Annotated in this window: 28 protein-coding genes and 1 other annotated feature (1 of these 29 only partly in view); of the genes, 24 read left to right on the top strand and 4 right to left on the bottom strand. The window is 33.5% G+C overall.

Translation table 11 applies throughout. The annotated features are described in order from the left end of the window. Nucleotides 1-214, top strand: a binding site (T-box leader); it begins 35 nt to the left of the window's first position. Between the two features lie 145 nt (nt 215-359). The 4 genes from AB5359_RS04800 to AB5359_RS04785 are packed head-to-tail and all read left to right on the top strand — an operon-like array spanning nt 360 to nt 3,234. Continuing rightward, nucleotides 360-1,109, top strand: coding sequence for an amino acid ABC transporter ATP-binding protein (locus AB5359_RS04800; protein ID WP_003647627.1), 750 nt, complete (start codon nt 360-362; stop codon nt 1,107-1,109). A gap of 1 nt (nt 1,110) precedes the next feature. Continuing rightward, nucleotides 1,111-1,935 (top strand): transporter substrate-binding domain-containing protein, encoded by an 825-nt coding sequence (locus AB5359_RS04795; RefSeq protein ID WP_035429821.1) that lies wholly within the window; start codon nt 1,111-1,113, stop codon nt 1,933-1,935. Next, the gene (locus AB5359_RS04790) at nt 1,932-2,570 is read left to right on the top strand and encodes an amino acid ABC transporter permease (RefSeq protein WP_003647625.1); all 639 of its coding nucleotides are present in this window, start codon (nt 1,932-1,934) and stop codon (nt 2,568-2,570) included. The genes AB5359_RS04795 and AB5359_RS04790 overlap by 4 nt, the downstream gene beginning before the upstream one ends. A 13-nt stretch (nt 2,571-2,583) precedes the next feature. Then, on the top strand, nt 2,584-3,234 hold the full coding sequence (locus tag AB5359_RS04785; protein WP_048684948.1) for an amino acid ABC transporter permease: 651 nt from the start codon (nt 2,584-2,586) through the stop codon (nt 3,232-3,234). 46 nt (nt 3,235-3,280) lie between these two features. Here the strand turns inward: AB5359_RS04785 and AB5359_RS04780 are convergent, their stop codons facing one another. From AB5359_RS04780 to treR, 3 genes are all read right to left on the bottom strand, one after another. Next, nucleotides 3,281-3,583, bottom strand: coding sequence for an Rpn family recombination-promoting nuclease/putative transposase (locus AB5359_RS04780; RefSeq protein ID WP_003649227.1), 303 nt, complete (start codon nt 3,581-3,583; stop codon nt 3,281-3,283). A 213-nt stretch (nt 3,584-3,796) separates the two neighbouring features. Further along, nucleotides 3,797-5,455: an alpha,alpha-phosphotrehalase gene (gene treC, locus AB5359_RS04775; RefSeq protein WP_048684946.1), complete on the bottom strand. Its 1,659-nt coding sequence runs from the start codon at nt 5,453-5,455 to the stop codon at nt 3,797-3,799. A 13-nt stretch (nt 5,456-5,468) separates the two neighbouring features. After that, nucleotides 5,469-6,194, bottom strand: a complete 726-nt coding sequence (treR, locus tag AB5359_RS04770) for a trehalose operon repressor (RefSeq protein ID WP_035429815.1) — start codon at nt 6,192-6,194, stop codon at nt 5,469-5,471. 195 nt (nt 6,195-6,389) lie between these two features. On the opposite strand from treR, the gene AB5359_RS04765 reads away from it, so the two are divergent. Further along, entirely contained in the window at nt 6,390-8,318 is a 1,929-nt protein-coding gene (locus tag AB5359_RS04765; RefSeq protein ID WP_048684936.1) for a PTS glucose transporter subunit IIABC, read from the top strand. Between the two features lie 142 nt (nt 8,319-8,460). Beyond that, nucleotides 8,461-9,255: a DUF4097 family beta strand repeat-containing protein gene (locus AB5359_RS04760; RefSeq protein WP_368280012.1), complete on the top strand. Its 795-nt coding sequence runs from the start codon at nt 8,461-8,463 to the stop codon at nt 9,253-9,255. A 41-nt stretch (nt 9,256-9,296) separates the two neighbouring features. On the opposite strand, the gene udk is transcribed toward AB5359_RS04760, so the two are convergent. Continuing rightward, complete coding sequence (gene udk, locus AB5359_RS04755; RefSeq protein WP_003649222.1) at nt 9,297-9,932, bottom strand: uridine kinase; 636 nt, start codon at nt 9,930-9,932, stop codon at nt 9,297-9,299. Between the two features lie 161 nt (nt 9,933-10,093). Here udk and AB5359_RS04750 point away from each other — a divergent pair, with 161 nt between their 5' ends. The 18 genes from AB5359_RS04750 to AB5359_RS04665 all read left to right on the top strand — a co-directional run bounded on the left by AB5359_RS04750 (nt 10,094) and on the right by AB5359_RS04665 (nt 26,001). Beyond that, the gene (locus tag AB5359_RS04750; protein ID WP_048684932.1) at nt 10,094-11,461 is read left to right on the top strand and encodes an MFS transporter; all 1,368 of its coding nucleotides are present in this window, start codon (nt 10,094-10,096) and stop codon (nt 11,459-11,461) included. 142 nt (nt 11,462-11,603) lie between these two features. Then, nucleotides 11,604-11,756: a hypothetical protein gene (locus AB5359_RS04745; protein WP_003649220.1), complete on the top strand. Its 153-nt coding sequence runs from the start codon at nt 11,604-11,606 to the stop codon at nt 11,754-11,756. Next, entirely contained in the window at nt 11,747-13,066 is a 1,320-nt protein-coding gene (locus tag AB5359_RS04740; RefSeq protein ID WP_126327865.1) for a GHKL domain-containing protein, read from the top strand. The genes AB5359_RS04745 and AB5359_RS04740 overlap by 10 nt, the downstream gene beginning before the upstream one ends. Next, nucleotides 13,063-13,860 (top strand): LytTR family DNA-binding domain-containing protein, encoded by a 798-nt coding sequence (locus AB5359_RS04735; protein WP_003649217.1) that lies wholly within the window; start codon nt 13,063-13,065, stop codon nt 13,858-13,860. Before AB5359_RS04740 ends, AB5359_RS04735 begins: the two co-directional genes overlap by 4 nt. Before the next feature lie 12 nt (nt 13,861-13,872). Beyond that, on the top strand, nt 13,873-16,032 hold the full coding sequence (locus AB5359_RS04730) for a peptide cleavage/export ABC transporter (protein ID WP_048684925.1): 2,160 nt from the start codon (nt 13,873-13,875) through the stop codon (nt 16,030-16,032). A 10-nt stretch (nt 16,033-16,042) separates the two neighbouring features. Continuing rightward, nucleotides 16,043-16,636, top strand: coding sequence for a hypothetical protein (locus tag AB5359_RS04725; protein ID WP_048684922.1), 594 nt, complete (start codon nt 16,043-16,045; stop codon nt 16,634-16,636). A gap of 301 nt (nt 16,637-16,937) precedes the next feature. Next, entirely contained in the window at nt 16,938-17,165 is a 228-nt protein-coding gene (locus tag AB5359_RS04720) for a Blp family class II bacteriocin (RefSeq protein WP_048684917.1), read from the top strand. Nucleotides 17,166-17,174: 9 nt separating this feature from the next. Further along, complete coding sequence (locus AB5359_RS04715; RefSeq protein WP_003649213.1) at nt 17,175-17,372, top strand: Blp family class II bacteriocin; 198 nt, start codon at nt 17,175-17,177, stop codon at nt 17,370-17,372. Between the two features lie 15 nt (nt 17,373-17,387). Beyond that, nucleotides 17,388-17,726, top strand: a complete 339-nt coding sequence (locus AB5359_RS04710) for a hypothetical protein (RefSeq protein WP_003649212.1) — start codon at nt 17,388-17,390, stop codon at nt 17,724-17,726. 208 nt (nt 17,727-17,934) lie between these two features. Next, on the top strand, nt 17,935-18,081 hold the full coding sequence (locus tag AB5359_RS04705) for a hypothetical protein (RefSeq protein ID WP_156235821.1): 147 nt from the start codon (nt 17,935-17,937) through the stop codon (nt 18,079-18,081). A 366-nt stretch (nt 18,082-18,447) separates the two neighbouring features. Beyond that, a complete protein-coding gene (locus tag AB5359_RS04700; RefSeq protein ID WP_003649210.1) occupies nt 18,448-18,732 on the top strand; it encodes a bacteriocin immunity protein in 285 nt (94 codons plus the stop codon). 155 nt (nt 18,733-18,887) lie between these two features. Continuing rightward, nucleotides 18,888-19,085, top strand: a complete 198-nt coding sequence (locus AB5359_RS04695; protein ID WP_003649209.1) for a hypothetical protein — start codon at nt 18,888-18,890, stop codon at nt 19,083-19,085. Nucleotides 19,086-19,098: 13 nt separating this feature from the next. Further along, nucleotides 19,099-19,329 carry a hypothetical protein gene (locus AB5359_RS04690; RefSeq protein ID WP_003649208.1) on the top strand — a complete coding sequence of 77 codons (231 nt, stop codon included), beginning with the start codon at nt 19,099-19,101 and terminating at the stop codon, nt 19,327-19,329. A 183-nt stretch (nt 19,330-19,512) separates the two neighbouring features. Then, nucleotides 19,513-19,827, top strand: a complete 315-nt coding sequence (locus tag AB5359_RS04685; protein WP_368280015.1) for a bacteriocin immunity protein — start codon at nt 19,513-19,515, stop codon at nt 19,825-19,827. 135 nt (nt 19,828-19,962) lie between these two features. Next, the gene (locus tag AB5359_RS04680; RefSeq protein ID WP_368280016.1) at nt 19,963-22,764 is read left to right on the top strand and encodes a cation-translocating P-type ATPase; all 2,802 of its coding nucleotides are present in this window, start codon (nt 19,963-19,965) and stop codon (nt 22,762-22,764) included. A gap of 72 nt (nt 22,765-22,836) precedes the next feature. Continuing rightward, nucleotides 22,837-23,685: a patatin family protein gene (locus AB5359_RS04675; RefSeq protein WP_048684910.1), complete on the top strand. Its 849-nt coding sequence runs from the start codon at nt 22,837-22,839 to the stop codon at nt 23,683-23,685. Between the two features lie 101 nt (nt 23,686-23,786). Beyond that, nucleotides 23,787-25,283, top strand: a complete 1,497-nt coding sequence (locus AB5359_RS04670; RefSeq protein ID WP_048684906.1) for an ABC transporter substrate-binding protein/permease — start codon at nt 23,787-23,789, stop codon at nt 25,281-25,283. Then, nucleotides 25,267-26,001: an amino acid ABC transporter ATP-binding protein gene (locus tag AB5359_RS04665; protein WP_024273037.1), complete on the top strand. Its 735-nt coding sequence runs from the start codon at nt 25,267-25,269 to the stop codon at nt 25,999-26,001. Before AB5359_RS04670 ends, AB5359_RS04665 begins: the two co-directional genes overlap by 17 nt. The last annotated feature ends 45 nt before the right edge of the window (nt 26,002-26,046 follow it).

Genomic DNA, 26,046 nt, shown 5'->3' with positions numbered 1-26,046 from the left:
TCTTTTAGTGAGTTAACGGTAGTGGAAAAGTTAGCAGACCCTGGATTATTGAAAGACACTTTTACAATGCTGCTGGCTGAAATCTTTAATGAGAGTAAGTTTAGCCGTAAGCGGTACGTTATCTAGCCGCTGGAGCATGTTTGTGCTCTAGTCAAGTTGGTCTTTAAGTAGACAATTTAGGTGGTACCGCGGAAAAAAGCCTTTCGTCCTGAGAAATCTAGGAGCGAGGGGCTTTTTTCTTTACTCCAAATTAAAAAAGGAGTTATGTCTGAGTAAGCAATAGCTAAGCTATATTAAAGTTAATTTTAATAATTTTAGAGTAGAATGGAAAAGTGAGTAAAAAAGAGAGGGGAAGCACAATGGCTGCAATTATTGATTTTAAGCATGTAAATAAGTACTATGGTAAATTCCATGCTTTAAAGGATATAAATTTAAGTATTGAAGAGGGTCAAGTTGTTTCAATTATTGGACCATCTGGTTCTGGTAAGAGTACTTTGATTCGAACAATGAATGGACTAGAGCGAATCAATTCTGGTACTTTAATGGTTACTGGCTATGATCTAGCAGATAAGCATACGGATTTAAACAAAATTCGTAAAAATGTGGGAATGGTTTTCCAGCATTTTAACTTGTATGACAACCATACTGTGCTTGAAAATATAACTTTAGCTCCCAAGATTGTTTTACACCGTCCAGAGAAGGAAAACCACGATATTGCAATGGATCTTTTGAAAAAAGTGGGTCTTGAAGAAAAGGCTAATATGTATCCAAGACAGTTATCTGGTGGGCAAAAGCAACGTGTTGCAATTGCTCGTTCATTAGCAATGAGACCAAAAGCTATTTTATTTGATGAACCAACTAGTGCGCTTGACCCAGAAATGATTCAAGATGTTTTAGATGTTATGAAGTATGTAGCAGATCAAGGAATTACAATGGTTGTTGTAACTCATGAAATGGGCTTTGCTCGTGAAGTTGGAGATAGACTTATTTTCTTTGATCAAGGAAGAATTTTAGAAGATGCTAAGCCAGAAGAGTTCTTTGAACATCCTAAGACTGAACGTGCACGTCAATTTTTAAGTAAGGTTATTACTGAAAAGCTAGGTGGCTAAAATGAAAAAATCAATTAAGATTTTTATTTTACCTTTGGTATTAGGTTTACTGATTACTTTAACTGGATGTGCCAAGAAGCAAAAATCAAGTAATGTTTATGAACAGGTTAAAGCAAGTAAAACCATTACTTGGGGCGTTAAGGCTGATACGCGATTATTTGGTTTAATGAGTATTAAAACTGGAAAAATCGAAGGTTTTGAAGTAGATTTAGCAAAGGCTTTAACTAAACAAATGTTAGGTAAAAATGCAAAAGCTGAATTTGTGCAAACAACGCCTAAGACGAGAATTCCGTTACTTAAAAATGGTAATATTGATGCGATTTTAGCAACAATGACAATTACACCCGATCGTAAAAAACAAGTAACTTTTAGTGAACCATATTTTACTGCAGGTCAATCTTTACTAGTTAAGGATAATTCAACTATTAAAAATGTTAAGGATCTTAATGGTAAAACGGCTCTAGCTGTTAAGGGAACAACAGCAGTTGATAATGTTAAAAAATTTGCACCAAAAGCAAAGGTTTTAGAGTATGACGATTATGGTCAAGCTTTTACGGCCTTAAAAGCAGGACAAGGTCAAGCAATGACTACTGATAATGGCTTGCTTGCCGGAATTGCTAGTGAAAATAAGGGGTATAAATTAGTTGGTGGTACCTACACCAGTGAACCTTACGGAATTGCTGTAGAAAAGGGACAAACTGGTTTTGCTGATCGCATTAACAAGGCACTAAATGAATTAAAGAAAAACGGAACATATCATCGTTTGTTAGTTAAATGGTTCAATGGTATTCCAGGATTTAACATTAAGGAGGTTGAAAATTCGTGATAGGGATTTTAACAAATCACTGGTCTGAATTCTTATCAGGCTTTTGGAACACAATCTTATGTAGTCTAATTGCCCTGTTCTTTAGTTTAATTCTTGGGGTAGGCTTTGCTTTATTAGAAGTTGCACCGAATAAGTTTGGTAGAGCAGTGGCACATGTCTATATTGAAATTTTCCGTAACATTCCTTTGCTAGTTATTACAATGATTTTTTACCTTGTTGTACCGCAAATTTGGTTTAAGGTATCAGGTTTTGCAGCTGGAACAATTGGATTAACCTTGTATACTTCAGCTTTTATTGCAGAAACTGTTAGGGCAGGAATTAACTCAGTTGGAGATGGACAAATGGAAGGAGCTCGTTCAAATGGGATGACTTATACGCAAGCAATGCGATACGTTATTTTGCCACAGGCTCTAAAGATTGTAATTCCTCCATTGGGCAATCAATTTATTAACTTAATTAAAAACTCATCGGTATTAGCCTTTGTAGCCGGTTTTGACTTGATGTATCAAGCAGATGTCATAGCTTTTTCATCTTTTGAAACTATTAATACCTATGTTGTTGTAGGTTTATTTTACTTAATTTTAACCTTGCCATTAAGTTACTACATGCGTCACTTGGAAAAGAAATTAGCCTAGGGAGGAGAAAAAGATGGAAAACTTTATTCATGCATATTCTTGGATTAACATTCGCTTTCTCTTACAAGGTTTGTGGGTGACTATATATGTATCCTTAATATCAATTGCCTTGAGTTTTATTCTAGGATTAGTATTCGGCTTTATTCGATATGTGAAGATCAAATATCTTTCAACTATTGTTGGTTTTGTAATTGACATTATAAGAAATTTACCGCTATTGCTGATAATCTTCTTTACGTACTTTGGATTGCCAGAGTTAGGAATTGTTACTAATCCAACAGTAGCATCGATTATTGCTTTGGTAGTATTTGAAGGAGCAATGCTTGCTGAAATTGTTAGAAGTGGAATTGCTGCTGTGGATCCGGGACAAATGGAAGGAGCTCGTTCAAATGGGATGACCTATATGCAGGCGATGTATCATGTGATCATTCCGCAAGCTCTTAATAAGATGATCCCGTCCCTTCTGTCACAATTCGTTTCATTAGTTAAAGACACATCACTTGCAACAATTATTGTTTTGCCAGAGTTATTGTTTCATGCACAGATTATTTACAGTCAAAATACGACATATTTGATTCCAATGTATGTAATTATTGCAATTATGTATTTCATTGTTTGTTTCTCGCTTTCAATGATTGCTAAGCATTTGCAAAGTAAGTATTAATTATATGAAAAACCACGTGAGTTGAACTCACGTGGTTTTTTGTTGATTAATTATTTTTTATAAATTGTTTTAGTTCTTTTTGAGAGAAGTATGAACCATAATCTTCAGTTAATTGTTTTAAAATGAAGTCATTGCTAGCATTCAATTTTCTACTGAGCTTAATCATTTTCTTAATAGCGTCAATTCGTTCTTCTTCTTTTCCCGTTTTTTCTCCAACATATCGCATATCATCAAGTTTCATTTGGTAATCCATGAGCTCTTTCCTTCTTTCTGGATTAGTTTTATATTTCTCAACATCGCTTTGTAACTTTTGAATAAAGCTATCATTTGTATTAATTTTACCACGCATTAAATCAAAAAATCCTTGCAGACGGGCAGTTAGTTAACCCAGCTAAAGATTGGATCAGCGGTGATATCAGCTTCATCAACCCGTTTTTCTAATTCTTTCCTATCCATAGAAAACTCCTTTAAGTGTATTAGAGAAAGATCTCTAATCTTAATTACGCAAAAGGGAGTTTTATTTTTTTGAAAAGAAAAAGAAGATCAATCTGATCTTCTTAAATTAAAGTTTGATTGCTAAAGCTTCATAAGGCTTTAATTGCAAGGCTGAAGGAAGATAAGCAAGATTTTTATCGTAATTTTGAATTAAAATATGCCCCGCCTTATTTAAATATTCAGCAGGTATTTTAACTTCAGTTTCTTTGCCATAGAAGTTCGCAAATACTAAAAGTTTTTCATTAGAGTCATCTAAATAACGCTCATAGGCCATAACTTGTGGGTGTTCCATTAAAAATGGTTTGATGTGACCTTCAGAGATCAATTTTTCTGATTTTCTGAGTTTAATTAATTTTTGGTAGAAATTAAAAATTTCACCATCCTGTAGTTCTTTTTCAACGTTAATTTTATCTTGGTCTGTTGGCATGAGCCAAGGTTTGTGGCCACTAAAACCAGCATATTGAGAATTATTCCAGTGCATTGGAACCCTTGAGTTATCGCGAGCTTTAGACTGAACAATTTCAAAAGCTTCTTTTTCATCAATACCTTTTTTGATTAATGCGTCATAGGCATTCAAAGCTTCGACGTCCACATAATCCTTCATGGAAGTATAGTGAGGATCCATCATACCAATTTCTTCACCCATATAAATGTAAGGCGTTCCGCGTAGTAGATGAAGAGCAAGAGCTAACATCTCAGCAGATTTATTGTGATATTTTCCAGTATCACCGAATCGATTTAATGCCCAAGGCTGGTCGTGATTATTCCAGAATAGAGCTTGCCAGCCACCACCTTGATCAATCTTACTATTCCAGGTAAGCATAATATCTTTTAATTTCTTAAAGTCAAAAGGCATCTTAGACCATTTTTCACCGTTTTTATAGTCAACTTTGAGGTGATGAAAGGTGAAGACCATTGAAAGCTCATGATCTTCTGGACGGGTATAAGCAATTGAATTTTCAATTGTAGTTGATGACATTTCTCCAACAGTAACTGATTCTGGGTCTTGACCGAAGGATTTGGCATTTAATTCTTTTAAATATTGCTGCACCACTGGTGTATCAGTATAAAGGGATTTTTCTTGCACCGGATTTGTTGAGTTAACTAAGGTAGTATCTTTCCCTGTAACGTTGATTACGTCAAAGCGGAAGCCGTGAACTCCTTTATTACGCCAAAAGTTTACAACATCTATTAAGGCAGCACGAACTTCAGGATTATGCCAGTCAAGATCTGCTTGAGTTGGGTCATAGAGGTGGAGATAGTAGTAATCGGTGTCGCCAAATTTTGACCAAGCTGGACCACCAAATTTTGATTGCCAGTTATTAGGTAGTTGTTCATCCTTACCTTTTCTAAGATAAAAGAATTTTTGATACTTTTTATCTCCGGCTAGAGCTTTTTTAAACCATTCATGTTCCGTTGAACAGTGATTTAAAACCATGTCGAGCATCACATTAACATTAATTGCTTTTAATTTAGCGACTAGTTCTTCGAAATCGCTCATTGTTCCGAATCGAGGATCAATTTTTTTATAATCAGCAATGTCATAGCCGTTGTCATTTTGTGGAGAAACAAAAAATGGGTTAAACCAAATGAAGTCTACATTTAGCTTTTTGATATAGTCGATTTTTTCAATGATGCCACGTAAGTCGCCGATACCATCATTATTTGAGTCATAAAAAGATTTGGGGTAAATTTGATAAATTACTTTATTGCCTAAATTATTCATCGCTGAATCCTTTCTAAAATTTAATCTTTTTTCTGCGAGCAAAATCCACAAATTTGAATTTGTCAGGTCGATGATAGGACAGGGTTAATTCGAATTTAGTTGTGTCAGCTAAATAATTTCTACTTGCAACTAGCACTGCAAGTTTATTGTCTAATTGAAGTAAATCTTGAATTCTCTTGTCAACTTTACAGACAGAAATTTCCTTCGTTGCATAGGAAATTTCTAATTTTTCTTTATTTTCTAAATAATTATAAATAGAAGTTTCTGCGGCATCTTTTGGAAGTGAATTAATAGGAGGAGAAAGCAAATAGTCGCAATCTAAGACATCAGCTTGTCCTTCTATTAATCGCAAGCGTTCAAGATGAAAACCAGTACTGTTTTTTTCTTCAGGAAAATATTTGATAAAGCCAGTTGGCAAATGATCTTCTTTTTGTAAAAGTAAAACTTTTGTTTCTGCTTTAAGTCCTAATTGATTATTCAATTCTGCAAAACTGCTAATTCCTGAAATGGGAAAAGTGTAGCGATCGAGATTTAAAACTATTGAACCTTTTCCACGAATCTTCTGAATTAAGCCTAGGTCGGTTAAGCTAGTAAGTGCTTTTCGAATTGTTTCTCTTGAAGCACCATATAAGTCCATTAATTGATGTTCACTAGGGAGATATTCGCCAGGCTTATATTGTTGATGCTTAATTTTATCAACTAAATCTTGAGCAATAGCACTAACTTTAGATTGAGCCATAAAAAATCCTCCTTTGTCTTTAATTATATACACTTGTTTAGACAAGTAAAGCAAAACTTTTTCATCTATAAAATAGTTAATTTAAAAGAAAAAGTAAGCTTTTTCATAAAATAGTATTGACAACTTGTACAGACAAGTATAATATTTAAATCAAGATATATGAAAGCGGATACTTTCAAAGAGGAGAATGAAATTATGGTACAAGATACTACTAATTTATTAGCTCCAGCTACTGGAGCGGTTATTGCTTTAGCTAAGACTTCAGATCCTATTTTTTCTCAAGGAACAATGGGAGATGGATTTGGTTTGACCCCAACTATTGGAAAGGTTGTAGCACCTGTTTCAGGAAAAATCAGTATGGTTGCCGATACTAAACATGCTGTCGGAATCGTTACTAACGAAGGGCTAGAAGTACTAGTCCACATGGGCGTTGATACAGTCGGCTTAAAGGGTGCACCATTCACGATTAAGATTGAAAATGGTCAAGAAGTTAAGGCCGGTGATGAAATTGCTGAAATGGATTTAGATGAAATCAAAGCTAAGGGATTAGATACAACAATCATGGTTTTGATTACTAATTCAGCTGACAAGATTTCAGGACTTGATGTAACTGAAGGTGAAGCAAAAGCTGGTGAAGCTGTAGCAACGGCTTACTTAAAGACGGCAGAAGCAGAAGACACTTCAAGCAAAAAATTATCTTATCCAGAGTTAGCTTCTTTTATTATTAAAAATGTCGGCGGTAAGGAGAATGTTAATAATGTAATTCACTGTATTACACGCTTACGTTTTTACTTAAAAGATGAAAATAAAGCAAATGATGACGTTTTAAAAAATCAACGTGGAATTTTAGACGTGATGCATGCGTCAGGACAATATCAGGTTGTAATTGGTAATGAAGTAACTAATGTCTTTGATGAAGTAGTTAAGCAATTAGGACCTTTAGATAGTGAAGCAGCTCCTGCTCCAGAAGATGACGATAAAAATCCAGTTTCAAAAGCTTTTGGTAATTTAATTGGATTTATCACTGGTTCAATGAGTCCAATTATCGGTGTAATTGCTGCAGCTGGTATTATTAAAGGTATTTTGGCATTGCTTACTCTGCCACAATTAGGTAGTTTACTTAGTGTCAAGAGTACAGCCTATATCACTACTAGCGCAATTGCTGATTCGGCTTTCTTCTTCTTGCCAGTTCTAGTTGGTTACTGCGCAGCTAAAAGATTGAATTCCGATCCAATCATCGCAGCAGTAATTGGTGGAGTATTAGTTTATCCGCAGTTAGTTGAATGGGGCAAAGCCTTTAAGACAATGTTTGAAGTTGGCGGAATTAAGTTTGAATTTTTGAACTATACTTACTCAATTTTCCCAATGATTTTAGCCGCATGGCTTGCTAAGAAGTGTGAAGATTGGCTTAAGAAATGGCTACCATCGTACTTACAAATGATTTTTATTCCATTAATTACTGTTTTAGTAGTTTCAGCATTGACTTTAATGGTAACCGGCCCAATTATTCAAGGTGTTGCTAATGGTATTGCAGTCTTCATCAACTGGTTAGTTCATGCATCTGGCTGGATTGGTGGATTTATTATTGGTGGTTTCTACCAAGTATTGGTTATCTTTGGTTTGCACTGGGGTGTTGTGCCGCTTGTTGCCCAACAAATTGCTGGCACTGGTGAAAGTGCATTGAACGCAATTATTTGTTCATCAATGATTGCTCAAGGTGCTGCCGTATTAGCGGTAGCTGTTAAGTCTAAGAAAGAAGACTTAAAGGAATTAGGTTTTGCTTCAACTATTTCTGCAATGTGTGGTGTTACTGAACCAGCTGTTTATGGTATTAGTTTAAGATATAAGAAAGTATTTATTTCCGGTTGTATTGGTTCTGCATTTGGTGGCCTTGTTACTGGTTTAATGCACGGAACAATGTATGGCTTTACTGGTGGATTAATTGGATTTTCTTCATTCTTTAATCCTAAGCATCCTACTGATTTATCTAGCTTCTATACATTTTTGATTGCTAGTGCTGTAACAATTGTGGTTTCATTTATCGTAACTTGGGTTTGGGGCTACAATGATAGCATGGTTCAAGGAGCTAAGGTTGCAAAGAAAAAGAGACCTGGTAGTAAGTAAAAGAATTTATTTAAATTAGATAAAAAATAAAACAACGTTGAAAATTTCAGCGTTGTTTTTTGCGTTTAGGAGTTGCAAATATTAAATCATATTAATATAATTAATAATAATTTAATTAAGTCGTGGATTAGGGGGAAAGGCTATGATTTTTGAAAAGCTTTTTTCTAAAGAGAATAAAAAAGATGAGATAGTTGATGTAAAGTTAAGTGATAAAAAGTTCAATGAATTAAGAATAAAGCTAAGTATTGGAGACGTAACAGTTGAACAAGGCGAGAATTTTTCGGTTAATTTTACTGGGAAAAGACACTACTTACCGCCTATTCGCTTAGAAGATGGTAAACTACGACTTAAGCAAAAAATGAATTTGATTGAAAAGGGAGAAGCTCACTTAAAAGTTGTAATTCCTGCAAAGGCTACTTTGGATAGTCTTGATATTCAAACTAGTAGCGGTGATATTGAGATAGTTGATATTAAGACTGAAAAAGCTTATCTTAAATCGACTGAAGGCAGAGTCAGAGTAAGACGAGTGGCGATAGCTGAGTCACTTCTTGAATCAACAGATGGAAATGTAACAGTACGAAATAGTGATCTGGCCGATGGCAAGTTAGCGACATATGATGGCGAAATCAAAGTATCGGGATCTATTTTATCTAAGATTTCTTTAAATGTAACAGATGGAGATATGAATCTAACTGATGTTACGATTGACGAAGGCAGCGCAAATTTAAAGGCTGGCAACTTTACGCTCGATCATGCTGTATTTAAGAGTGATTATGAAATAAAGAATATTGAAGGAAATAATACTGTTTGGAGTGCAAATTTAAAATATGCCCATGTAAGAACGGCAAATGGTTTAAATAATATTTCGTTTGATCCACAACCTTCAGGCGTTGTTTTAACAATGACAACGGTAGATGGAGATAATGTAGTTGAGTAGAAAAAAAATAAACCTCGTAGAGTAACCTACGAGGTTTATTTCTATTTAACGTTACTTAAAACTGAACGAATTTTAGTAGTAAGCATATCAATTGCTACATCATTTTCGCCGCCTTCTGGAACGATGATGTCAGCGTAGCGTTTAGTTGGTTCGATAAATTGATTGTACATTGGTTTAACGGTCTTTAAGTATTGATCAATAACTGAATGAACTGAACGACCACGTTCTTGCGTGTCGCGCTCTAATCGTCTAATGAAACGAATGTCATCATCAGTATCGACGAAGACCTTGATGCTCATTAAGTTACGTAAGTTTTCTTCACCAAGGACGAGAATACCTTCTAGGATAATAATATCAGCTGGTTCGGTGTGAATAGTCTTTTCACTTCTAGTATGAGCAGTAAAATCATAAACTGGCATTTCAACTGCCTTATAGTCCATTAATTGACGAAGTTGGTCAACAAGTAGTGGCATGTCAAAGGCATCGGGATGATCGTAGTTAATCTTCTTACGCTCTGACATTGATAAGTCATCGTTATTTTTGTAATAAGAATCTTGCGTCATAATTAAAATATGGTCATCTTGTTGTAATTGGTCATAAATTTCATGGGCAATGGTCGTTTTACCACTACCTGAACCACCGGCAATTCCAATGATAATAGGGCGTTTACTTTGCACGATTAAAATCTCCTTTTTTAAACTATTACAATAATACCTTAAAATTACGCTCTGTGATAGATTTACAGGCAATAATATTGACAAATATGTGTTTTTTCTGAACATGTGAAGTAAAATAAAATTGAAAGTGTTATATATGGTTTTAAAAAGAAGGTTTTACTTTGACTGCTCAAGAAAAAGCCGCAATCAAGAATTGGAATCCCCGATATCGGAGAAATGTTTATTTATATCTATGGATTTACGGAATTTTAGGTGCGGTAACTGGAATTACTAATGATGCGGCTTTGTCATACTTTGATATAGTAGCACCAGGATTAATTTCAGGTCTGAATATCTTTAATGCGATTACTGCATTATTAATGTCGTTGATGATTGTTTGGGTGCATGAATTAGGTTATCGTAAAATTTTGTTGATTTTGCCGCCTTTAACTTCTATTTTCCTGGCGTTAACTACTATTACAACTAATCAAATAATTATTATGTTTGCCTACATTATTTCATGGACTGCAATTGGAGTTTATGACTTAATGTATCCTTTGATGTGGACTTCTTATGTACCTAAAGAAATCAGAACTAAGATGTTTACAGTAGTAATGGTTGTAAACTTAGTTGCTCAAACTATCTTAACTTTTATCGGTGGAAAAGCAGTAGTGTACTTCTTTAGTAAGATGCAGGGTATTTCTTATGATATTGCTTCTAATCTATCTGCTCATACCGCCCAATTAAGTGGAAGTTATCTAGCTAATTATACCAATGCCTTTAGAATAGTATTGATTTTGACTGCTTTAGTTAATGTAGTTGCTTTTGTATTAGCAATCTTTATTAAAGATGAGCCAAAGGACTATCGAACCGTGGGGATGAAAAAACCGCAAACGCCAGAAGAGAAGAAAAAAGCTTTTGAAGCTTTGATTAATAAAAAGACGATTATGTGGATCTTGTATATTGCAGGTATTCAACTAGGTGCTAGATTGGTTGTTCCTTATATTCCAATTTATTTGAATGATTATCTGCATATTCCCCGGGGAATTACCTCAACAATTAATACATTTCAGACCGCAGCAATGTTTATTGGATATTTCTTTGCTCCATTCTTAGCCAAGAAGCTAGGTGCCATTGTTTCTATTGCTGCTGGAACCTTAACTTGTGCACCATTAATGTTTTTAATGGCTAACGGTCGACACTTCGGCACTGGAATTACTCTTTTTGTAATTGTAGGGGTTTTGCTATTCTTACGTAGTGGTTTAGCAAATGCAACAATGCCGATTCAGCAAGAAGTACAGATGATTATTGTTGATAAAGATATGCGTCCAGCCTTTACTGCTGTGGTTCAGATTGCATATGCGGTAATTGGAATAATTGATGGATTATTTACAGCCTTTTACTTACTTAAGACGCCAGCTGGGTATGCGAATGCATATTACATTGCGACTGCTCTATATGTAGTAGTAAGTATCTTATTAATTGTAATGTTTGCTAAGCAATATAACTGGATCTTAGATGAGAAAAAGAGCACATCTAATGAAAAATAGTTAATTGATAACTTAAGAATAATAATAAAATACCGAATTAGTCGTAAAAGTGACTGATTCGGTATTTTTGGTATTTTCGAGGGATGAAAGATGGTAATATTTAAGACATAAAAATAATATTTATTATTTAAGGAGAAGAATAATGAAAGAAATTAGAAAAGAAAATATTGTTAAAACTACTACTTTGAGTGAAGAAGAAATGATTGAAGTTGTTGGTGGTACTAGAGTAAATGGTTTTGTTAATGGAAATTTTAGTAAAGGTATATTTTACTGGACGCGCAACATTTGGAAATAAAAATGTTGTTAGTTTATAGCTTTTTAATGCTTATTTCTGGAATAACTGATTTATGGATATTTTTTAGAGTTTCTCAAATTGCAGCTAGTAAAAAAAATATTTTGATTCTCGGTGGAGTGTTATTCTTACTTCCAATTTTATGTGGAGGAGTTGTTGAACTAGCCACTTTTTTGGAAATTTTATTTTTCATATTTTATTTTAGAAAGAGTAAAGAAAAAAATTGGGCTATTGGGGCAATTTTAATTGTAGGAGTTGTAGATTCCATAATAGATATACTAAGTAGTATCTTAATGGAGCTTTTACATATTGAGGATATAATTTATCTTAATTTATTAGTCCAAATTAGTATTATACTTCTTGCAGTTTTTATAATTGAGATCTTCTATAAGTATCTTCACTCATATTTAATGAAAGAAAATCACAATGTGTTTATAGGACTGTTGATCTATCTATATGTTTCCACTACTTTAACAATGATTTTTTATGGACAAACCCAGAAAAATGCATCGTTAAGTATGTTTTTTACAATTTTTGTATTAATTCAAATAGTTTTTGCTATGGCGACTTACGTGGAACTAATAAATATTCAAAAGCATCTTTTAAAAAAATCACAACAAGATAATTTAATAAAAGAGCAAAAACAATTACAAGACTATGCGCAATATCTTGAAGAGAGCGAAGATGAGTTACGTGCTTTTCGGCATGATTATCGAAATATGTTTAACTCATTAAAAATCAGTGCACAGGAAGGAAATACTAAAGAAGTAATCCAAAAGCTTGATGAATATACTAAGGCCAATTTAAATGCAAAAGCATTTGAAAAATATAGAGATGTTAATCATATAAAAATAAAATCTCTCAAAAGTATCATTATTGCTAAGTTAACAGAAATGTATAGAGAACATATTTCATATAATTTTGAATGTAGCAGTGAAATTACGAAATTGCCTAAAAATATTAATGAAATAGATTTAGTCAGAATCGTCGGTATAAGTTGTGACAATGCGATTGAAGAAAGCAAAGTATTAATAGAGCAAAATCAAGAAGCTCATATTGAAATTATGGCTTATTCAAACGAACGTGGTGAATTTGAATATGAAATACAAAATAAACGAGGTGATTCTGAAATTTCAATTAAACAAATACGACAAAACGGTTATTCAACAAAGAAAAGTCACTCTGGCTTGGGCTTAGCCAATATCAATAGTATTAAAAATAAATATGAAAATATGACTATTTCTTATGAAGTGCCTGAAGGATACTTTGATTTCTATCTCGTGATTGAACCAGAGGAGGAAAGTGAAGAATGAAATATTCCGTAATCGTTTGTGATGATGACGAAGTATTAGCAAAAAATTTAGCGAAAAATATTAAATATGCAGTTAGTAACTTTACCGATGATAATCCAGTCTACGAAAATATTGAAATCAATTTAGAGCTAGTTGCTAATACATTTGAGCAAGTTGTAAGTTATGTAGTTGCTAATGATATTCAAAATGCAATTTATTTTTTAGATATTGAATTAAGTCAAAATTCAAAAGCTAAAAACGGAGTAGACTTAGCAGAATTTATTAAAAAGCAAGATCCAAATGCACAAATAATTTTTGTTACTGCTTATGACAAATATGCTCCTTTAACTTATCGTAGAAGAATTGGTGCTATTGATTATATTAATAAGGCCTTAGATTCAAGAGAAATGATGCAGCGATTAGAAGAAACCTTGACTGGCGCCGTTCAAAGTATCAATAATCTTATGAAATCAGGAAGAAAAGAACTTATCTATAAAATTGGACGGAGAGTTAATAAAGTTGAAGACACGACTATTTATTATCTTGAAAATAGTACGTCACAACACAAAGTTAATTTGATAACTGAAACTGGTGTAGCTGAATTCAGAAGTAATATCTCCAAAATTAACGAAGAAAATGATTTTTTAGTTAAGGTATCTCAATCTTGTGTAGTAAATCCAAATAATATCAACAGCATCGACTTTTCAAAAAAGACAATAAAGTTTCCTAATGGAGATGAAGTAGTGTTCGCTCGTAGTTGCAGAAAAACTGTTGAGGATCTATTAAATAAATATCCAGAAATTAATGTTAAGTAAAAGGTAAGACTTATGTTATTCAAATATAAATCCGTATACGTGCCACAAGTGGATGAGATGGATTGCGGCGTTGCTTGTCTAGCAATGATCTTAAAGCAATATCATTCTCGCGTATCTTTAGCACATTTACGTCATGAAGCTCGTACTAATCTTGAAGGCACAACTGCTTTAGGACTAGTGAAGACAGCACAAAAATTTAATTTCAAAACAGAAGCCGTAAAAGCAGATATGTCTTTATTTGATGAGAATAGTATTCAATATCCTTTTATTGCCCACGTCCTAAAACAAGGAGAAATACTTCATTATTACGTAGTTCTTAAAAATGCTAAGAATTATTTAGTAATTGCAGATCCTGATCCATCAGTTGGTGTAGTAAAGATGCCAAAAGACAAATTTGCTCAAGAATGGACTGGTGTTGCACTCTTTATGGTTCCTAACGAAGACTTTGAACCAATCAAAGAAAAGAAGAATAATTTATGGTCTCTCTTTCCATATATGTTTAAACAAAAGCGGCTGATGATTAACATCATTTTAGCCGCTTTATTAATGACCATAATTAGTATCTGTAGTTCATATTTTGTTCAAGGAATAATTGATACTTACATTCCAGATGGAACCTATCAGACTCTTTCGATCTTAGCTGTTGGACTATTAATTGCTTATGTCTTTAATTCAATTTTTTCTTATGGACAGAATTTTTTATTAAATATTTTAGGTCAAAGATTAAGTATTGATCTAAATCTGCGATACATCAGGCATATTTTTGAATTACCAATGGAATTCTTTGTAACAAGAAGAACGGGTGAAATTACTTCGCGTTTTTCTGATGCAAGTAGAATTATTGACGCTTTGGCAAGTACAGTTATTTCGCTCTTCTTAGACCTCTCAATTGTGATTGTGATGGGATTAGTCTTAGCAGCACAAAATATGACATTATTTGGGATTACACTGTTAGCTTTGCCTATTTATGCAGTTGTAATTCTAGGTTTTACTAAAAAGTTTGAAAAACTAAATAACGAACAAATGGAAAGTAATGCTGTTTTGAGTTCTTCAGTTATTGAAGATATTCAAGGAATTGAAACTATTAAAGCTTTAAATAGTGAGAATACAAGATATAGAAGAATCGATAGTCAGTTTGTAGATTACTTAAAGAAGTCATTTAAATATAGTAAGACTGAGAGTTTACAGACAGCACTCAAGACATTTATTCAATTATCTCTTAATGTAATTGTTCTTTGGGTTGGTGCAAAGATTGTAATGCAAGGACAATTGAGCATTGGTCAGTTAATGACGTTCAATGCATTGCTGGCATATTTCATTGATCCCTTGCAAAGTATTATTAATTTACAACCGCGACTTCAATCAGCTAGTGTTGCTCAAAATCGATTAAATGAGGTCTATCAAGTAAAAAGTGAATTCAATCAGAAGGCTACTATTGAAGATCGTAAGCTCCTAGAAGGAAATATTGAATATAAGAATGTGGATTATAGCTATGGTTATGGCACAGATGTCTTAAAAGATATTAATCTCAAAATTAGCCAGGGCGAAAAATTAACGATTGTTGGAATGAGTGGTTCTGGAAAATCTACGATGGTTAAGTTGTTAGTAGATTTCTTTTCGCCAAGTAAAGGTCAGGTTACATTAAATGGACATGCAACAAGTGAAATTGATAAGCATACGTTGCGGTCATATGTAAATTATGTACCTCAAACTCCATATATCTTTTCTGGAACAGTTAAAGAGAATTTGTTGTTAGGTTGTAGGCCAGATATCACTGAAGAAGATGTAATAAAGGCTTGTCAAATTGCTGAGATTGACCAAGAAATAGCTAATCTACCTTTGCAATTTGAAACAAAATTAGATGAAAATGCCAAAATTTTATCTGGTGGACAAAAACAAAGGTTAACTATTGCCCGGGCATTACTATCTCCTGCAAAGGTATTTATTTTTGATGAAGTAACAAGTGGCTTAGATACAATTACTGAGAAGAAAGTGATTGATAATTTGATGAAGCTAAAGGATAAGACAATTATCTTTATTGCGCATCGACTAGCAATTGCAGAACGGGCAGACAAGGTAGTTGTAATTGATCATGGTCAAATAGTTGAAGAAGGCAGCCACAGCGAATTGATGAGTAAGCATGGTTTTTACTATGACTTAGTGAAGGGATAGGTGAGTACAGATGGATGCAAAAGAGTATGAAAGTACAGAATTCTATTCCTATAAGTTCAAGAATTTCTCGACAATGATTATTATTCCAGCCGCTATTTTTGTTCTACTTTTATTTATTGGATCTTTTTTTGCTGTTAGACAGAGTACAGTCTCTTCGGTTGGCGTTGTTGAACCAACGGTTGTAATTAATCAGAAAAATGTTAGCTATGATGAGGGACAAGTCGTTACAAAACATGGTCAAAAATGGGTAGCTCATGTTGATCAAGATAGTGGGATTAGTTTAATGCCTGTTATGAAAGCTAAAGGAAAAGTGAGGATTGTTACCTATGTGCTCACTAATAAAATCTCGTCTATTAAGAAGGGGCAGAAGTTAAACTTTTCTGTACCTACAGTAGACGGCTTGAATAGTAGATTAACTGGTAAGGTAAAGGAGATTGGTGTTTATCCAATAAATGTGAACAAGCAAAGTATGTATGAAGTTATTTCGATTGCCATAGTTAGTGATATAAATGTTAAGTACGGAATGCAAGGTAATGCCACAATAGTGACAGGTCGTAGCACATATTTTAACTATTTTTTAGATAAGGTATTGAATAAAAGATAAATTTGATAGAATAAAAAATTAAAATTTTATTAATCTAAAGATAAAAATATAAGTGAATAAAAAAGAGATGTTAGATAAGAATATTGATTTGCAAAGAGCAATATTTCATATAAAGCAAGATATTAATTTGTATTCTGTAGTGTATGGATTTAAATTGCCTGAAACTTAATTTTGGGAACGAATTTGGATAAAATATACTGTTTTGGTTAGTAAGTAAGCAATATTAATCCATATAAAAAATAAATTGTTTTTTATAGTAGGCTAAATATATAAAGATTATTAATTATAGGAGGTCTTTATTATGAAAAATTTTAATACATTATCATTTGAAACATTGGCTAACATAGTTGGTGGGAGAAATAATTTGGCTGCTAATATAGGTGGAGTAGGTGGAGCGACAGTCGCTGGATGGGCTCTTGGAAATGCAGTTTGCGGTCCTGCTTGTGGCTTTGTTGGAGCACACTATGTTCCAATAGCATGGGCTGGCGTAACGGCAGCTACTGGTGGATTCGGAAAGATAAGAAAGTAGGGAATTAATATGGCTTTAAAAACATTAGAAAAACATGAATTAAGAAATGTAATGGGTGGAAACAAGTGGGGGAATGCTGTAATAGGAGCTGCTACGGGAGCTACTCGCGGAGTAAGTTGGTGCAGAGGATTCGGACCATGGGGAATGACTGCCTGTGGCTTAGGAGGTGCTGCAATTGGAGGATATCTGGGATATAAGAGTAATTAATTTATATAGAGATTTATGTTATTCTTTGTAACTATTATTAATGTAATACTTTTTTTAGGTAACTTGTATCAAACGGGCTTTAATTATTTTAACTTTAATCAATTGCAAGCACTTTTACTAACTATTTTTCTTATTGTTACTGTAATAGTTATCGCTATTAATAAAAAATTAGAAAGAGGTTATGATCTTTCTTTTTTTGCACTTTATTTGTATTGGCCAATTTATGTTTTTGAAGTTAAATTATATAATTCAACAAATTATAAAGATGGAATAGAATTTTGGGTTTATTTCGTACTAATTTTGGCCATATCGTTTGTAATAGGAAAAATATTAAAAAGAATCATAAGAAAGTAATAATAAAACTGAAAGTACTAAATTAGTTTTTGAATGACTGATTTAGTGCTTTTTCTACTTTCTCCTTTATTTAAGTAAATATGAAAATCTAATAGATTTACTTAATGTTAAGCTTATTTTATAAAATTTTGAAAGAGATGGGATTACATGGAATTAAATAAGAAAATCACTACATTAATGTATCTGGGAAAAACTCAGAAATTAAGAAATGCTATTAAATCTTGATATTAATAAACCTTGGTTTAATAACGTTTTTCTTTTGAGTAAAAATCCAGAATTAACTAAAAATAGACTTCTTTCCCAGACACTACTTATCGTTTTGTTTGCTAAGCCAGTAAATGCGCAAGAAGTATAAAATACACAACTTCAAGAAATAAAAATAGAAAAGTATGCTGATGTATCACCTCAGAAATATGAAAACAATGTTTGAGATCAAATATGACTCAAGTTAAGGATTTAATTAGTAAACGCGATAATAAAGAATATTTGCTTTATATTGGACGTCCAACTTGTTATTACTGTCGTGAATTTTTTCAGCATTAAAGGAATTTAATCGGGTAACAGGTGAAAGTCATTATATTTTGATATTTGATGCAAGGTAATGCCACAATAGTGACAGTACGCAGTACATATTTTGAATATTTTTTAGATAAGGTATTGAATAAGCGGTAAATTTGATAGAATAAAACGACATTAAATTATATTATGTGAGGATAAAAAGATGAACGAAACCAAATTAAAAGAGATGTTAGATAAGATTAAAGCAAACTCTGATATTGCAACTGATCCAGAAGCTCAAAAATTGATTGACACCGCTATTGAAAAATTGGATAAGGAAATTAATTTACAAAAGGTAGTATTTAATCTAAAGCAAGATATTAATTTGTATTCTGTAGCACATGGATTCAAATTGCCTGAAACTTTGACCAAGTTGCAACTTTTATTAGATAAAGATCTCGACAAGTGGGCTGGGGCTGGTGAAACTTTGTCATTGACTAATTTTTAGATAAATCAGTATTCAAGCACTAGGCACTATTGAACTTGGCACGTAATAAATAAATACCAAATTTGTCATAAAAAAGACCAAATAGGTCTTTTTTATTTTTTGCCAATTTTTAAATGCTAAAATCATAGCAAGATCTTTACAGGAGAAGAAAGAAAATGAATGATAAACAGCTTATTTTTTATTCTATTCTTAGCGGAATTTTAATTAGTATTCTTGCTAGCTTGGGTGATCTTGCAGTTGGAAGTCAGCTAACTTTTTGCATAATTTTAGGGAATATCCTATGGGGAATAATCTTTGCCTATTTAGTATTTGAATTTATAAAAAGAATGAAAAATAAGAAATTAAAAGTATAAAGGAAGACTACCAATGAAATGGATTGAAACAATTAAAAATAAGGAAACAAATACGGAAGAATGGATAGTGGTTGTACTAAGCTTAATCTTTGCAATTTTTGTAAGAAAAATATTCTTCTATTTCGTAAATATTGATAGTGTAGTCCTAAACTTTGCAATCGGAATTACTAGTATGTGGATTTTCTCAATTACTTATTATTATATGAAAGACAAGTTGCAACAACGCTTAAAGAATAGAAAATAAGAAATATAGGTATGAGCAAAAGAAGAACTTATTAAAAAAAGTAAATAATTTATATATCTAAATACCAAATTGGTAATATATTAGGTCAAATCAGTCATTTTCAAGTTTTACAAAAAATGATAGTAAAATTAATGAATAAATGATAATATTTGGAAACAAAACTACTCTTTGGAGGACAGAAATATGAAAAATGAATTGGAACAAGTGTTGAATTACTTTATCTCACTTGCTAAGACTCATTATGATAGGAAAGGCAATGAATACTTACTAGAACAACTTGAAGTTGCCTTAGACAAGTTAGAACATAATGTTCAAGATGAAGTAGATGAAGCCCGTGTAACTTATCAAAATATAAATACTATTTGTCTTACTAACCATCTTCACTTGGAAACAGATGAAGAAGCATTACTTGAAAAGATTAAAAAAATTTCAATGAGTAAAGGCTGGCTTGGTGGCTTAAACAGCTGGAATACAACTAATACTTGGCCTGGAAGATAAGAAAAACATAAATATCAAAAGAAAAATTTAACAAAGAATGAAGAGTAGTCGAAGGCTACTCTTTTTTTAATATATTAACTTTATGTGCATATTTTTTAAAAGTGAACTAAAATGGATCTGTAAAAAGGAATAGAAGTGATAACTTTGACTAAAAATGATGAAAACGATGAGATAATTAAGGTTGCTCAATTATCTGTTGAAGATGCACTGAAGGAATTAAATACTAGTCAAAGCGGCTTAACAATTGATGAAGTTCATACATTGCAGCAAAAATATGGAGAGAATATTTTTGCCAAAGCAAAACAGGAGCCACTTTGGAAGAAATTTTTAACTAATTTTACTAATTTAATGGCGATTCTGCTTTGGGTAGCAGGTATTATTGCTTTTTGTGCTGATTTAGTGCAATTAGGAATTGCTATTTGGGCAGTAAATATCATTAATGGTATTTTTAGTTTTTGGCAAGAATTTCAAGCTGATAAGGCAACTGAGGCCTTAGCGAATATGCTTCCCTCTTATACTCGTGTTATAAGAAATGGTAAGGAAGAGAAGATTTTAGCTAAAGACTTAGTTCCTGGCGATATCGTTAAGCTTGAAGAGGGAGACGATATTCCAGCTGATATTCGTGTAATTGCAGCTACAACGGCTCAAGCAGATCAGTCCTCACTGACTGGTGAAGTGAACCCAGTTCATAAAGGGGCACATGCTGTTGAAGACGTTAAGAAGAAAAATCATGCTGATCTTAATAACATGATTTTTTCTGGTACTAATATGATGAAGGGCAACATTACCGGTGTTGTGGTTAAAACAGGTATGAATACTGATTTCGGTAAGATTGCTGAATTAACTCAAAACGTTGCTCAACAAAAGAGTCCGCTTGAAAAGGAACTAGATACTTTAACTAAGCAGATTTCAATTTTGGCAATTTCAATTGGAATTATTTTCTTCCTAATTGCTACTTTCTTTGTTCACTATCCTTTAGTAAAGGGCTTTGTTTTTGCCCTGGGAATGATTGTAGCCTTTATTCCAGAAGGATTAGAGCCAACAGTTACTTTATCTTTAGCTGGTGCGGTTCAACGAATGGCAAAAAAGCACGCTCTAATTAAGCGTTTATCTAGCGTAGAAACGTTAGGTTCAACATCAGTGATTTGTTCTGATAAAACAGGAACTTTAACTAAGAATGAAATGACAGTTAAGGAACTTTGGACACTAGAAAAGAGTTATCATGTGTCAGGTGAAGGCTATGCTGTTCGAGGCCATATTAAAGAAGGACCGAAGCATGTTTTTGCTAAAGATAACGATACTTTAAAAGAAGTATTACTTGGTGGCTTTTTTGCAGACAACGCAAGAATTCAAGCACCAGATAAAAAGCATGTCCGTTATCAAATCTTGGGCGATCCAACTGAAGCATGCCTTGAAGTGGTTGCTCGAAAAGGTAAAGTTGATGTTGAAGCTGAATTAAAAAATACGCCGCGAGTTAAAGAACTACCATTTGATTCAAGCAGAAAAATGATGACGGTAATTCAAAGCTCTGATGGCACACACCGTTTTAATACCTATACTAAAGGTGCTCCAAATTGTGTGGTTGATAAGTGTACTTCTTATTTAGAACACGGTGAGATAAAACCTATTACCCAGGAAATAAAAGATAAGATTATGCGAGCTAATGATGGCTATGCGAAGGATGGACTGCGTGTTTTAGCAGTTGCGGGACGTAATCTTGATCAAAAGATGATGAACAATTTAGACTCAGCAACGATTGAGACAGTTGAAGAAAATCTTACTTTCTTAGGTTTAACAGTCATGATGGATCCACCAAGAGCAGAAGTATATAAAGCTGCTCGTGAGTGTCGCAAAGCTGGAATTAAGGTAACGATGGTTACCGGTGATTATGGTTTAACTGCTAAAAGTATTGCGCGCCAGATTGGTTTGACCGATCCAGATAAGCCTTTAACTGTAATTACAGGGGATGCTTTAAAGACAATGCCAGATGATGAATTAAGACATTATCTTGAAGGTGAGGTTGTCTTTGCTAGAATGGCACCTGAGCAAAAATATCGTGTTGTTTCTATGTATGAAAAAATGGGCAAGATTGTTGCTGCTACCGGTGACGGTGTTAACGATGTTCCAGCCTTAAAGAAAGCCAATATTGGAATTGCCATGGGCGGTACTGGTACTGATGTTGCAAAAGAAGCAGCTGATATGATTTTAACTGATGATAACTTTGCTTCTATCGTTGGTGCAATTAAAGAAGGACGCGGTGTGTACAGTAATATTCGTAAGTTCTTAATTTATATTTTGAACTCAAACATGCCTGAAGCAGTTCCTTCAGTCTTGTTCTTGCTTTCAGGTGGTGCAATTCCGCTTGCTTTAACTGTAATGGAAATTCTATTTATTGACCTAGGAACAGATATGATTCCAGCCCTCGGATTAGGACGGGAAGATCCTGAAAAAGGTATCATGGATCGACCTCCAAGGTCACCTAAAGATCACTTAATTAATAAGCATGTTTTAGCTAAAGCATTTTTATGGTATGGCTTAATTGCTTCAATTATTGCAACAGCAGCATTCTTTGGCGCTAATTTCTATCGTGGTCATATTTTTCCAAATTTGCCAGTGGTAGGTTGGGATTATTGTCAAGCAACGACAGTAACTTTAGCTGCAATTATCTTTTGTCAGATTGCGGCAGTATTAAATATTCGTTATTCAAGACAATCAATGTTTAATAGGCATTTCTTCAAGAATTCCATGATCTTTATCGGAATTATTATGGAGATAGTTTTGCTGCTATGCATTTCTTATGTGCCAGTTTTCCAGTCATTCTTTGGTACAGAGCCACTTAATGCACATGATTGGATTATGCTAGTATGTATTCCAATTCCTCTAATTTTAATTGATGAATTAAGAAAGTGGATTCTCAGGAAAAATTATAAAAAGTAAATAAACTTTAACTGCTAGTTTTAACTAGCAGTTTTTTCTTGCTAAAATATTAAAAATAAAGGTGGCGAAAGTATGAAAAAAGGATTGGTAATGGAAGGCGGAGCGATGCGCTGCATGTTTACCGCTGGTGTTATTGATACTTTAATGAAAGAAAAAATTAAGTTTGATGGAGCAATTGGTGTGTCAGCTGGGGCTGCATTTGGCTGTAATTATAAATCTGAACAAATAGGAAGAGTTTTACGTTATAACATTAAATATGCTCATGATCCTCGCTTATCAAGTTGGCAGTCGTGGCTAAAGACAGGAGATTTATATGGCGCTGATTTTTGCTACCGAGAGCTACCAGTTAAATTAGATATCTTTGATACAAATGCTTTTCAAAAAAATCCAATGGATTTTTGGTGTGTGGCAACTGACATTGATAATGGAGAAGCTGTATATCACAAGTTGTTGTCAGGCAAAGAGGCTGATTTAAAATGGATTCGTGCATCTTCTTCTATTCCAGTTTTTGCAAGGCCAGTAGAGATAGGTAATCGTAAATATTGGGATGGGGGAATTAGAGATTCAATCCCGATTAAATTTTTTGAAAAAATTGGCTATCAGAAGAATGTTGTAATTTTAACGCAGCCACTATCTTACCGAAAAGAAGCAAGTAAACTATACCCAGCGTTAGAGTTAGTATTACACAAGTATCCTGCTGTCTTAAAAAAATTGAAGACTAGGGCAACAGATTATAATGATGTCCTTAGTTACATTAGAAAAAAAGAAGTACAAGGCAAAATGTTAGTTATCAGGCCTCCTTATCCTTTAGATATTGGTACGATGGAAAAAGATCCTAAGGAATTGAAACGAGTATACAATATTGGCGTAAAAGAAGCTCAAAAGTGTCTAAAAGCAGTTCAATCTTATTTAAAAGAATAATATTTACTTGTCTTCATTGCGTTTCATTCGCTATAATTAACAAAAGCTTAAAATTTCAGTTTTTAATTTTTAATAGTAATAATATAGAGGGAATGAGCGTAATGAAGAAAACAAAACTATTTAGTTTTTTCTTTGCATTTTTACTCTTCTTCTCACTCGGTGCCACTTTTATTCAACCAGCTCAAGCAGCTAGTGAAAAGAAAGTAGCAGAAGGTAGTGTTTTAAAGAAGATTAAAAAGAGTGGAGAGCTAGTAGTAGGTACATCCGCCGACTATCCGCCATTAGAATTTACAGCAAGTGAAAATGGCAAGACTAAGTATGTTGGAGTCGATATTGAATTAGCTAAAGACATTGCCAAAGATTTAAACGTAAAGCTTGTTATTAAAAATATGTCTTTTGATTCACTGTTAGTTGCACTTGAAACAGGAAAGGTAGACATGGTTATTTCTGCTATGACGCCTACCCCTGAGAGAAAAAAAAGTGTAGCTTTTTCAAAAATTTACTACAAGCCAAGTGGTGAATATTTTTTAGTAAACAAAAAAGATAAGGATAAGTATACAAGCATCCAAAGCCTTAAAGGCCAAACTATTGGTGCTCAAACAGGAAGTAACCAATATAATTTAGTTAAGTCGCAAATGAAAGATTCTAAGTTAAAAGGTCTTGGGAAAATTAATAACTTGGTCTTAGCTTTACAATCTGGTAAGGTTTCGGCAGTTGTCGTTGAAGAATTAATCGCTAAAGCTTATGCGGAAAATAATAATAGCTTAGCTGCAGTACGTTCAAACCTGAAAGAAACACAGTCTGGAAATGCAGTAGCAATTGCAAAGGGACAAGATGAATTAGTTGCTCAGGTGAATAAAACTATTGATCATGTTCAAAAGAAAGACTTAATTAATAAACAATACCTTCCAGCAGCTGCCAAATATATGAAAACGGAAAAGAAAAGTAATACTTTTGCTAAATATATTCCATACTTCTTCAAGGGCATCTGGTACACGATTGTAATTACTGTCTTTTCTGTCATTATTGGTATTGTTTTAGGAATCATTTTAGCCTTGATGCGCCTGTCTAAGAATCCAATTTTACATTGGCTTGCTGTTTGTTATATTGAATTTATTCGCGGTACGCCTCAAATGGTTCAAATCTTGTTTGTATACTTTGGAATTGGATATTTGATTTCTAATCTTTCAGCCTTGGTTGCTGGTATTATTGCCATTGGGCTTAATTCTGGAGCCTATGTGGCTGAGGATATTAGGTCAGGAATTGATTCTTTGCCAAAAGGACAAATGGAAGCAGCACGTTCCCTAGGTTTAAGCCGTCAGAAGGCATTTAGATATGTAATTATTCCTCAGGCAATAAAGAATATTTGGCCAGCCTTAGGTAATGAGTTTATTACTTTATTAAAGGACAGTTCTTTGGTTTCAGTAATTGGGGTTGCTGAATTAATGTACCAAACACAATTAGTTCAGACTTCAACTTATAAGGGTGTATTGCCATTATTCATTGCCATGATTATTTACTTTGTTATGACTTTCTCATTGACGAGATTGTTGAATCACTTTGAAAAGAGGATGAAGCGTAATGACAGCAATGATTAAGGTTGAACATTTAAAGAAAAGTTTTGGAAAAAAAGAAGTCCTCAAAGATATTTCAGCAAATGTTGATAAAGGAAAAGTTATCAGTATCATTGGCCCATCAGGTTCAGGAAAAAGTACATTTTTACGCTGTCTTAATGTACTTGAAAAGCCAAGTAGTGGTAAGATCGTTTTTGATGGACAAGATTTAACGCATATTAATGAAAAAGAGTTAGATGTTTTACGTGAAAAAATGGGAATGGTTTTTCAAAGTTTCAATCTTTTTCCTAATATGAATGTAGTTGAAAATATCAAACTTGCTCCAATGAAGGTTAAGGGCGTAAGTGAAGATGAGGCTGAGAAACAAGCTTTAGAATTACTGGCTAAAGTTGGTTTGAAAGATCGGGCTGAGCAATATCCTTCGAGTCTCTCTGGTGGTCAGCAGCAGCGTGTTGCCATTGCTCGGGCGTTAGCGATGGATCCAGAGGTAATGCTGTTTGATGAGCCAACAAGTGCATTAGACCCAGAAATGGTCGGAGAAGTTTTAAAGACAATGCAGGACTTAGCTGATTCGGGAATGACGATGGTTATCGTTACTCACGAAATGGGGTTTGCTCGTGAAGTTTCTGATGAAGTTTGGTTTATGGCGGATGGATATTTACAGGAACAGGGCAGTCCTGAGCAAATTTTTGAAAATCCGCAGAGCCCACGTGCACAAGATTTCCTTTCTAAAGTTTTATAAATATTAATATTTCTTTTAAATAAGCACTTTCTTTTTACAAGGAGA

This window comes from Lactobacillus sp. RTP31084st1_F9_RTP31084_210423 (genome assembly GCF_040919545.1).
GTDB lineage: Bacteria > Bacillota > Bacilli > Lactobacillales > Lactobacillaceae > Lactobacillus > Lactobacillus paragasseri.
This window is presented reverse-complemented; position numbering and strand designations above follow the sequence as displayed.

What these genes read in the sequence shown, in the direction of transcription:
- AB5359_RS04800 (WP_003647627.1), top strand. Translation starts at nt 360, where the DNA reads ATGGCTGCAATTATTGATTTTAAGCATGTAAATAAGTACTATGGTAAA.
- AB5359_RS04795 (WP_035429821.1), top strand. Translation starts at nt 1,111, where the DNA reads ATGAAAAAATCAATTAAGATTTTTATTTTACCTTTGGTATTAGGTTTA.
- AB5359_RS04785 (WP_048684948.1), top strand. Translation starts at nt 2,584, where the DNA reads ATGGAAAACTTTATTCATGCATATTCTTGGATTAACATTCGCTTTCTC.
- AB5359_RS04780 (WP_003649227.1), bottom strand. Translation starts at nt 3,583, where the DNA reads ATGCGTGGTAAAATTAATACAAATGATAGCTTTATTCAAAAGTTACAA.
- treC (WP_048684946.1), bottom strand. Translation starts at nt 5,455, where the DNA reads ATGAATAATTTAGGCAATAAAGTAATTTATCAAATTTACCCCAAATCT.
- treR (WP_035429815.1), bottom strand. Translation starts at nt 6,194, where the DNA reads ATGGCTCAATCTAAAGTTAGTGCTATTGCTCAAGATTTAGTTGATAAA.
- AB5359_RS04765 (WP_048684936.1), top strand. Translation starts at nt 6,390, where the DNA reads ATGGTACAAGATACTACTAATTTATTAGCTCCAGCTACTGGAGCGGTT.
- AB5359_RS04760 (WP_368280012.1), top strand. Translation starts at nt 8,461, where the DNA reads ATGATTTTTGAAAAGCTTTTTTCTAAAGAGAATAAAAAAGATGAGATA.
- AB5359_RS04745 (WP_003649220.1), top strand. Translation starts at nt 11,604, where the DNA reads ATGAAAGAAATTAGAAAAGAAAATATTGTTAAAACTACTACTTTGAGT.
- AB5359_RS04735 (WP_003649217.1), top strand. Translation starts at nt 13,063, where the DNA reads ATGAAATATTCCGTAATCGTTTGTGATGATGACGAAGTATTAGCAAAA.
- AB5359_RS04730 (WP_048684925.1), top strand. Translation starts at nt 13,873, where the DNA reads ATGTTATTCAAATATAAATCCGTATACGTGCCACAAGTGGATGAGATG.
- AB5359_RS04725 (WP_048684922.1), top strand. Translation starts at nt 16,043, where the DNA reads ATGGATGCAAAAGAGTATGAAAGTACAGAATTCTATTCCTATAAGTTC.
- AB5359_RS04720 (WP_048684917.1), top strand. Translation starts at nt 16,938, where the DNA reads ATGAAAAATTTTAATACATTATCATTTGAAACATTGGCTAACATAGTT.
- AB5359_RS04715 (WP_003649213.1), top strand. Translation starts at nt 17,175, where the DNA reads ATGGCTTTAAAAACATTAGAAAAACATGAATTAAGAAATGTAATGGGT.
- AB5359_RS04710 (WP_003649212.1), top strand. Translation starts at nt 17,388, where the DNA reads ATGTTATTCTTTGTAACTATTATTAATGTAATACTTTTTTTAGGTAAC.
- AB5359_RS04705 (WP_156235821.1), top strand. Translation starts at nt 17,935, where the DNA reads ATGCTATTAAATCTTGATATTAATAAACCTTGGTTTAATAACGTTTTT.
- AB5359_RS04700 (WP_003649210.1), top strand. Translation starts at nt 18,448, where the DNA reads ATGAACGAAACCAAATTAAAAGAGATGTTAGATAAGATTAAAGCAAAC.
- AB5359_RS04695 (WP_003649209.1), top strand. Translation starts at nt 18,888, where the DNA reads ATGAATGATAAACAGCTTATTTTTTATTCTATTCTTAGCGGAATTTTA.
- AB5359_RS04690 (WP_003649208.1), top strand. Translation starts at nt 19,099, where the DNA reads ATGAAATGGATTGAAACAATTAAAAATAAGGAAACAAATACGGAAGAA.
- AB5359_RS04685 (WP_368280015.1), top strand. Translation starts at nt 19,513, where the DNA reads ATGAAAAATGAATTGGAACAAGTGTTGAATTACTTTATCTCACTTGCT.
- AB5359_RS04675 (WP_048684910.1), top strand. Translation starts at nt 22,837, where the DNA reads ATGAAAAAAGGATTGGTAATGGAAGGCGGAGCGATGCGCTGCATGTTT.
- AB5359_RS04670 (WP_048684906.1), top strand. Translation starts at nt 23,787, where the DNA reads ATGAAGAAAACAAAACTATTTAGTTTTTTCTTTGCATTTTTACTCTTC.
- AB5359_RS04665 (WP_024273037.1), top strand. Translation starts at nt 25,267, where the DNA reads ATGACAGCAATGATTAAGGTTGAACATTTAAAGAAAAGTTTTGGAAAA.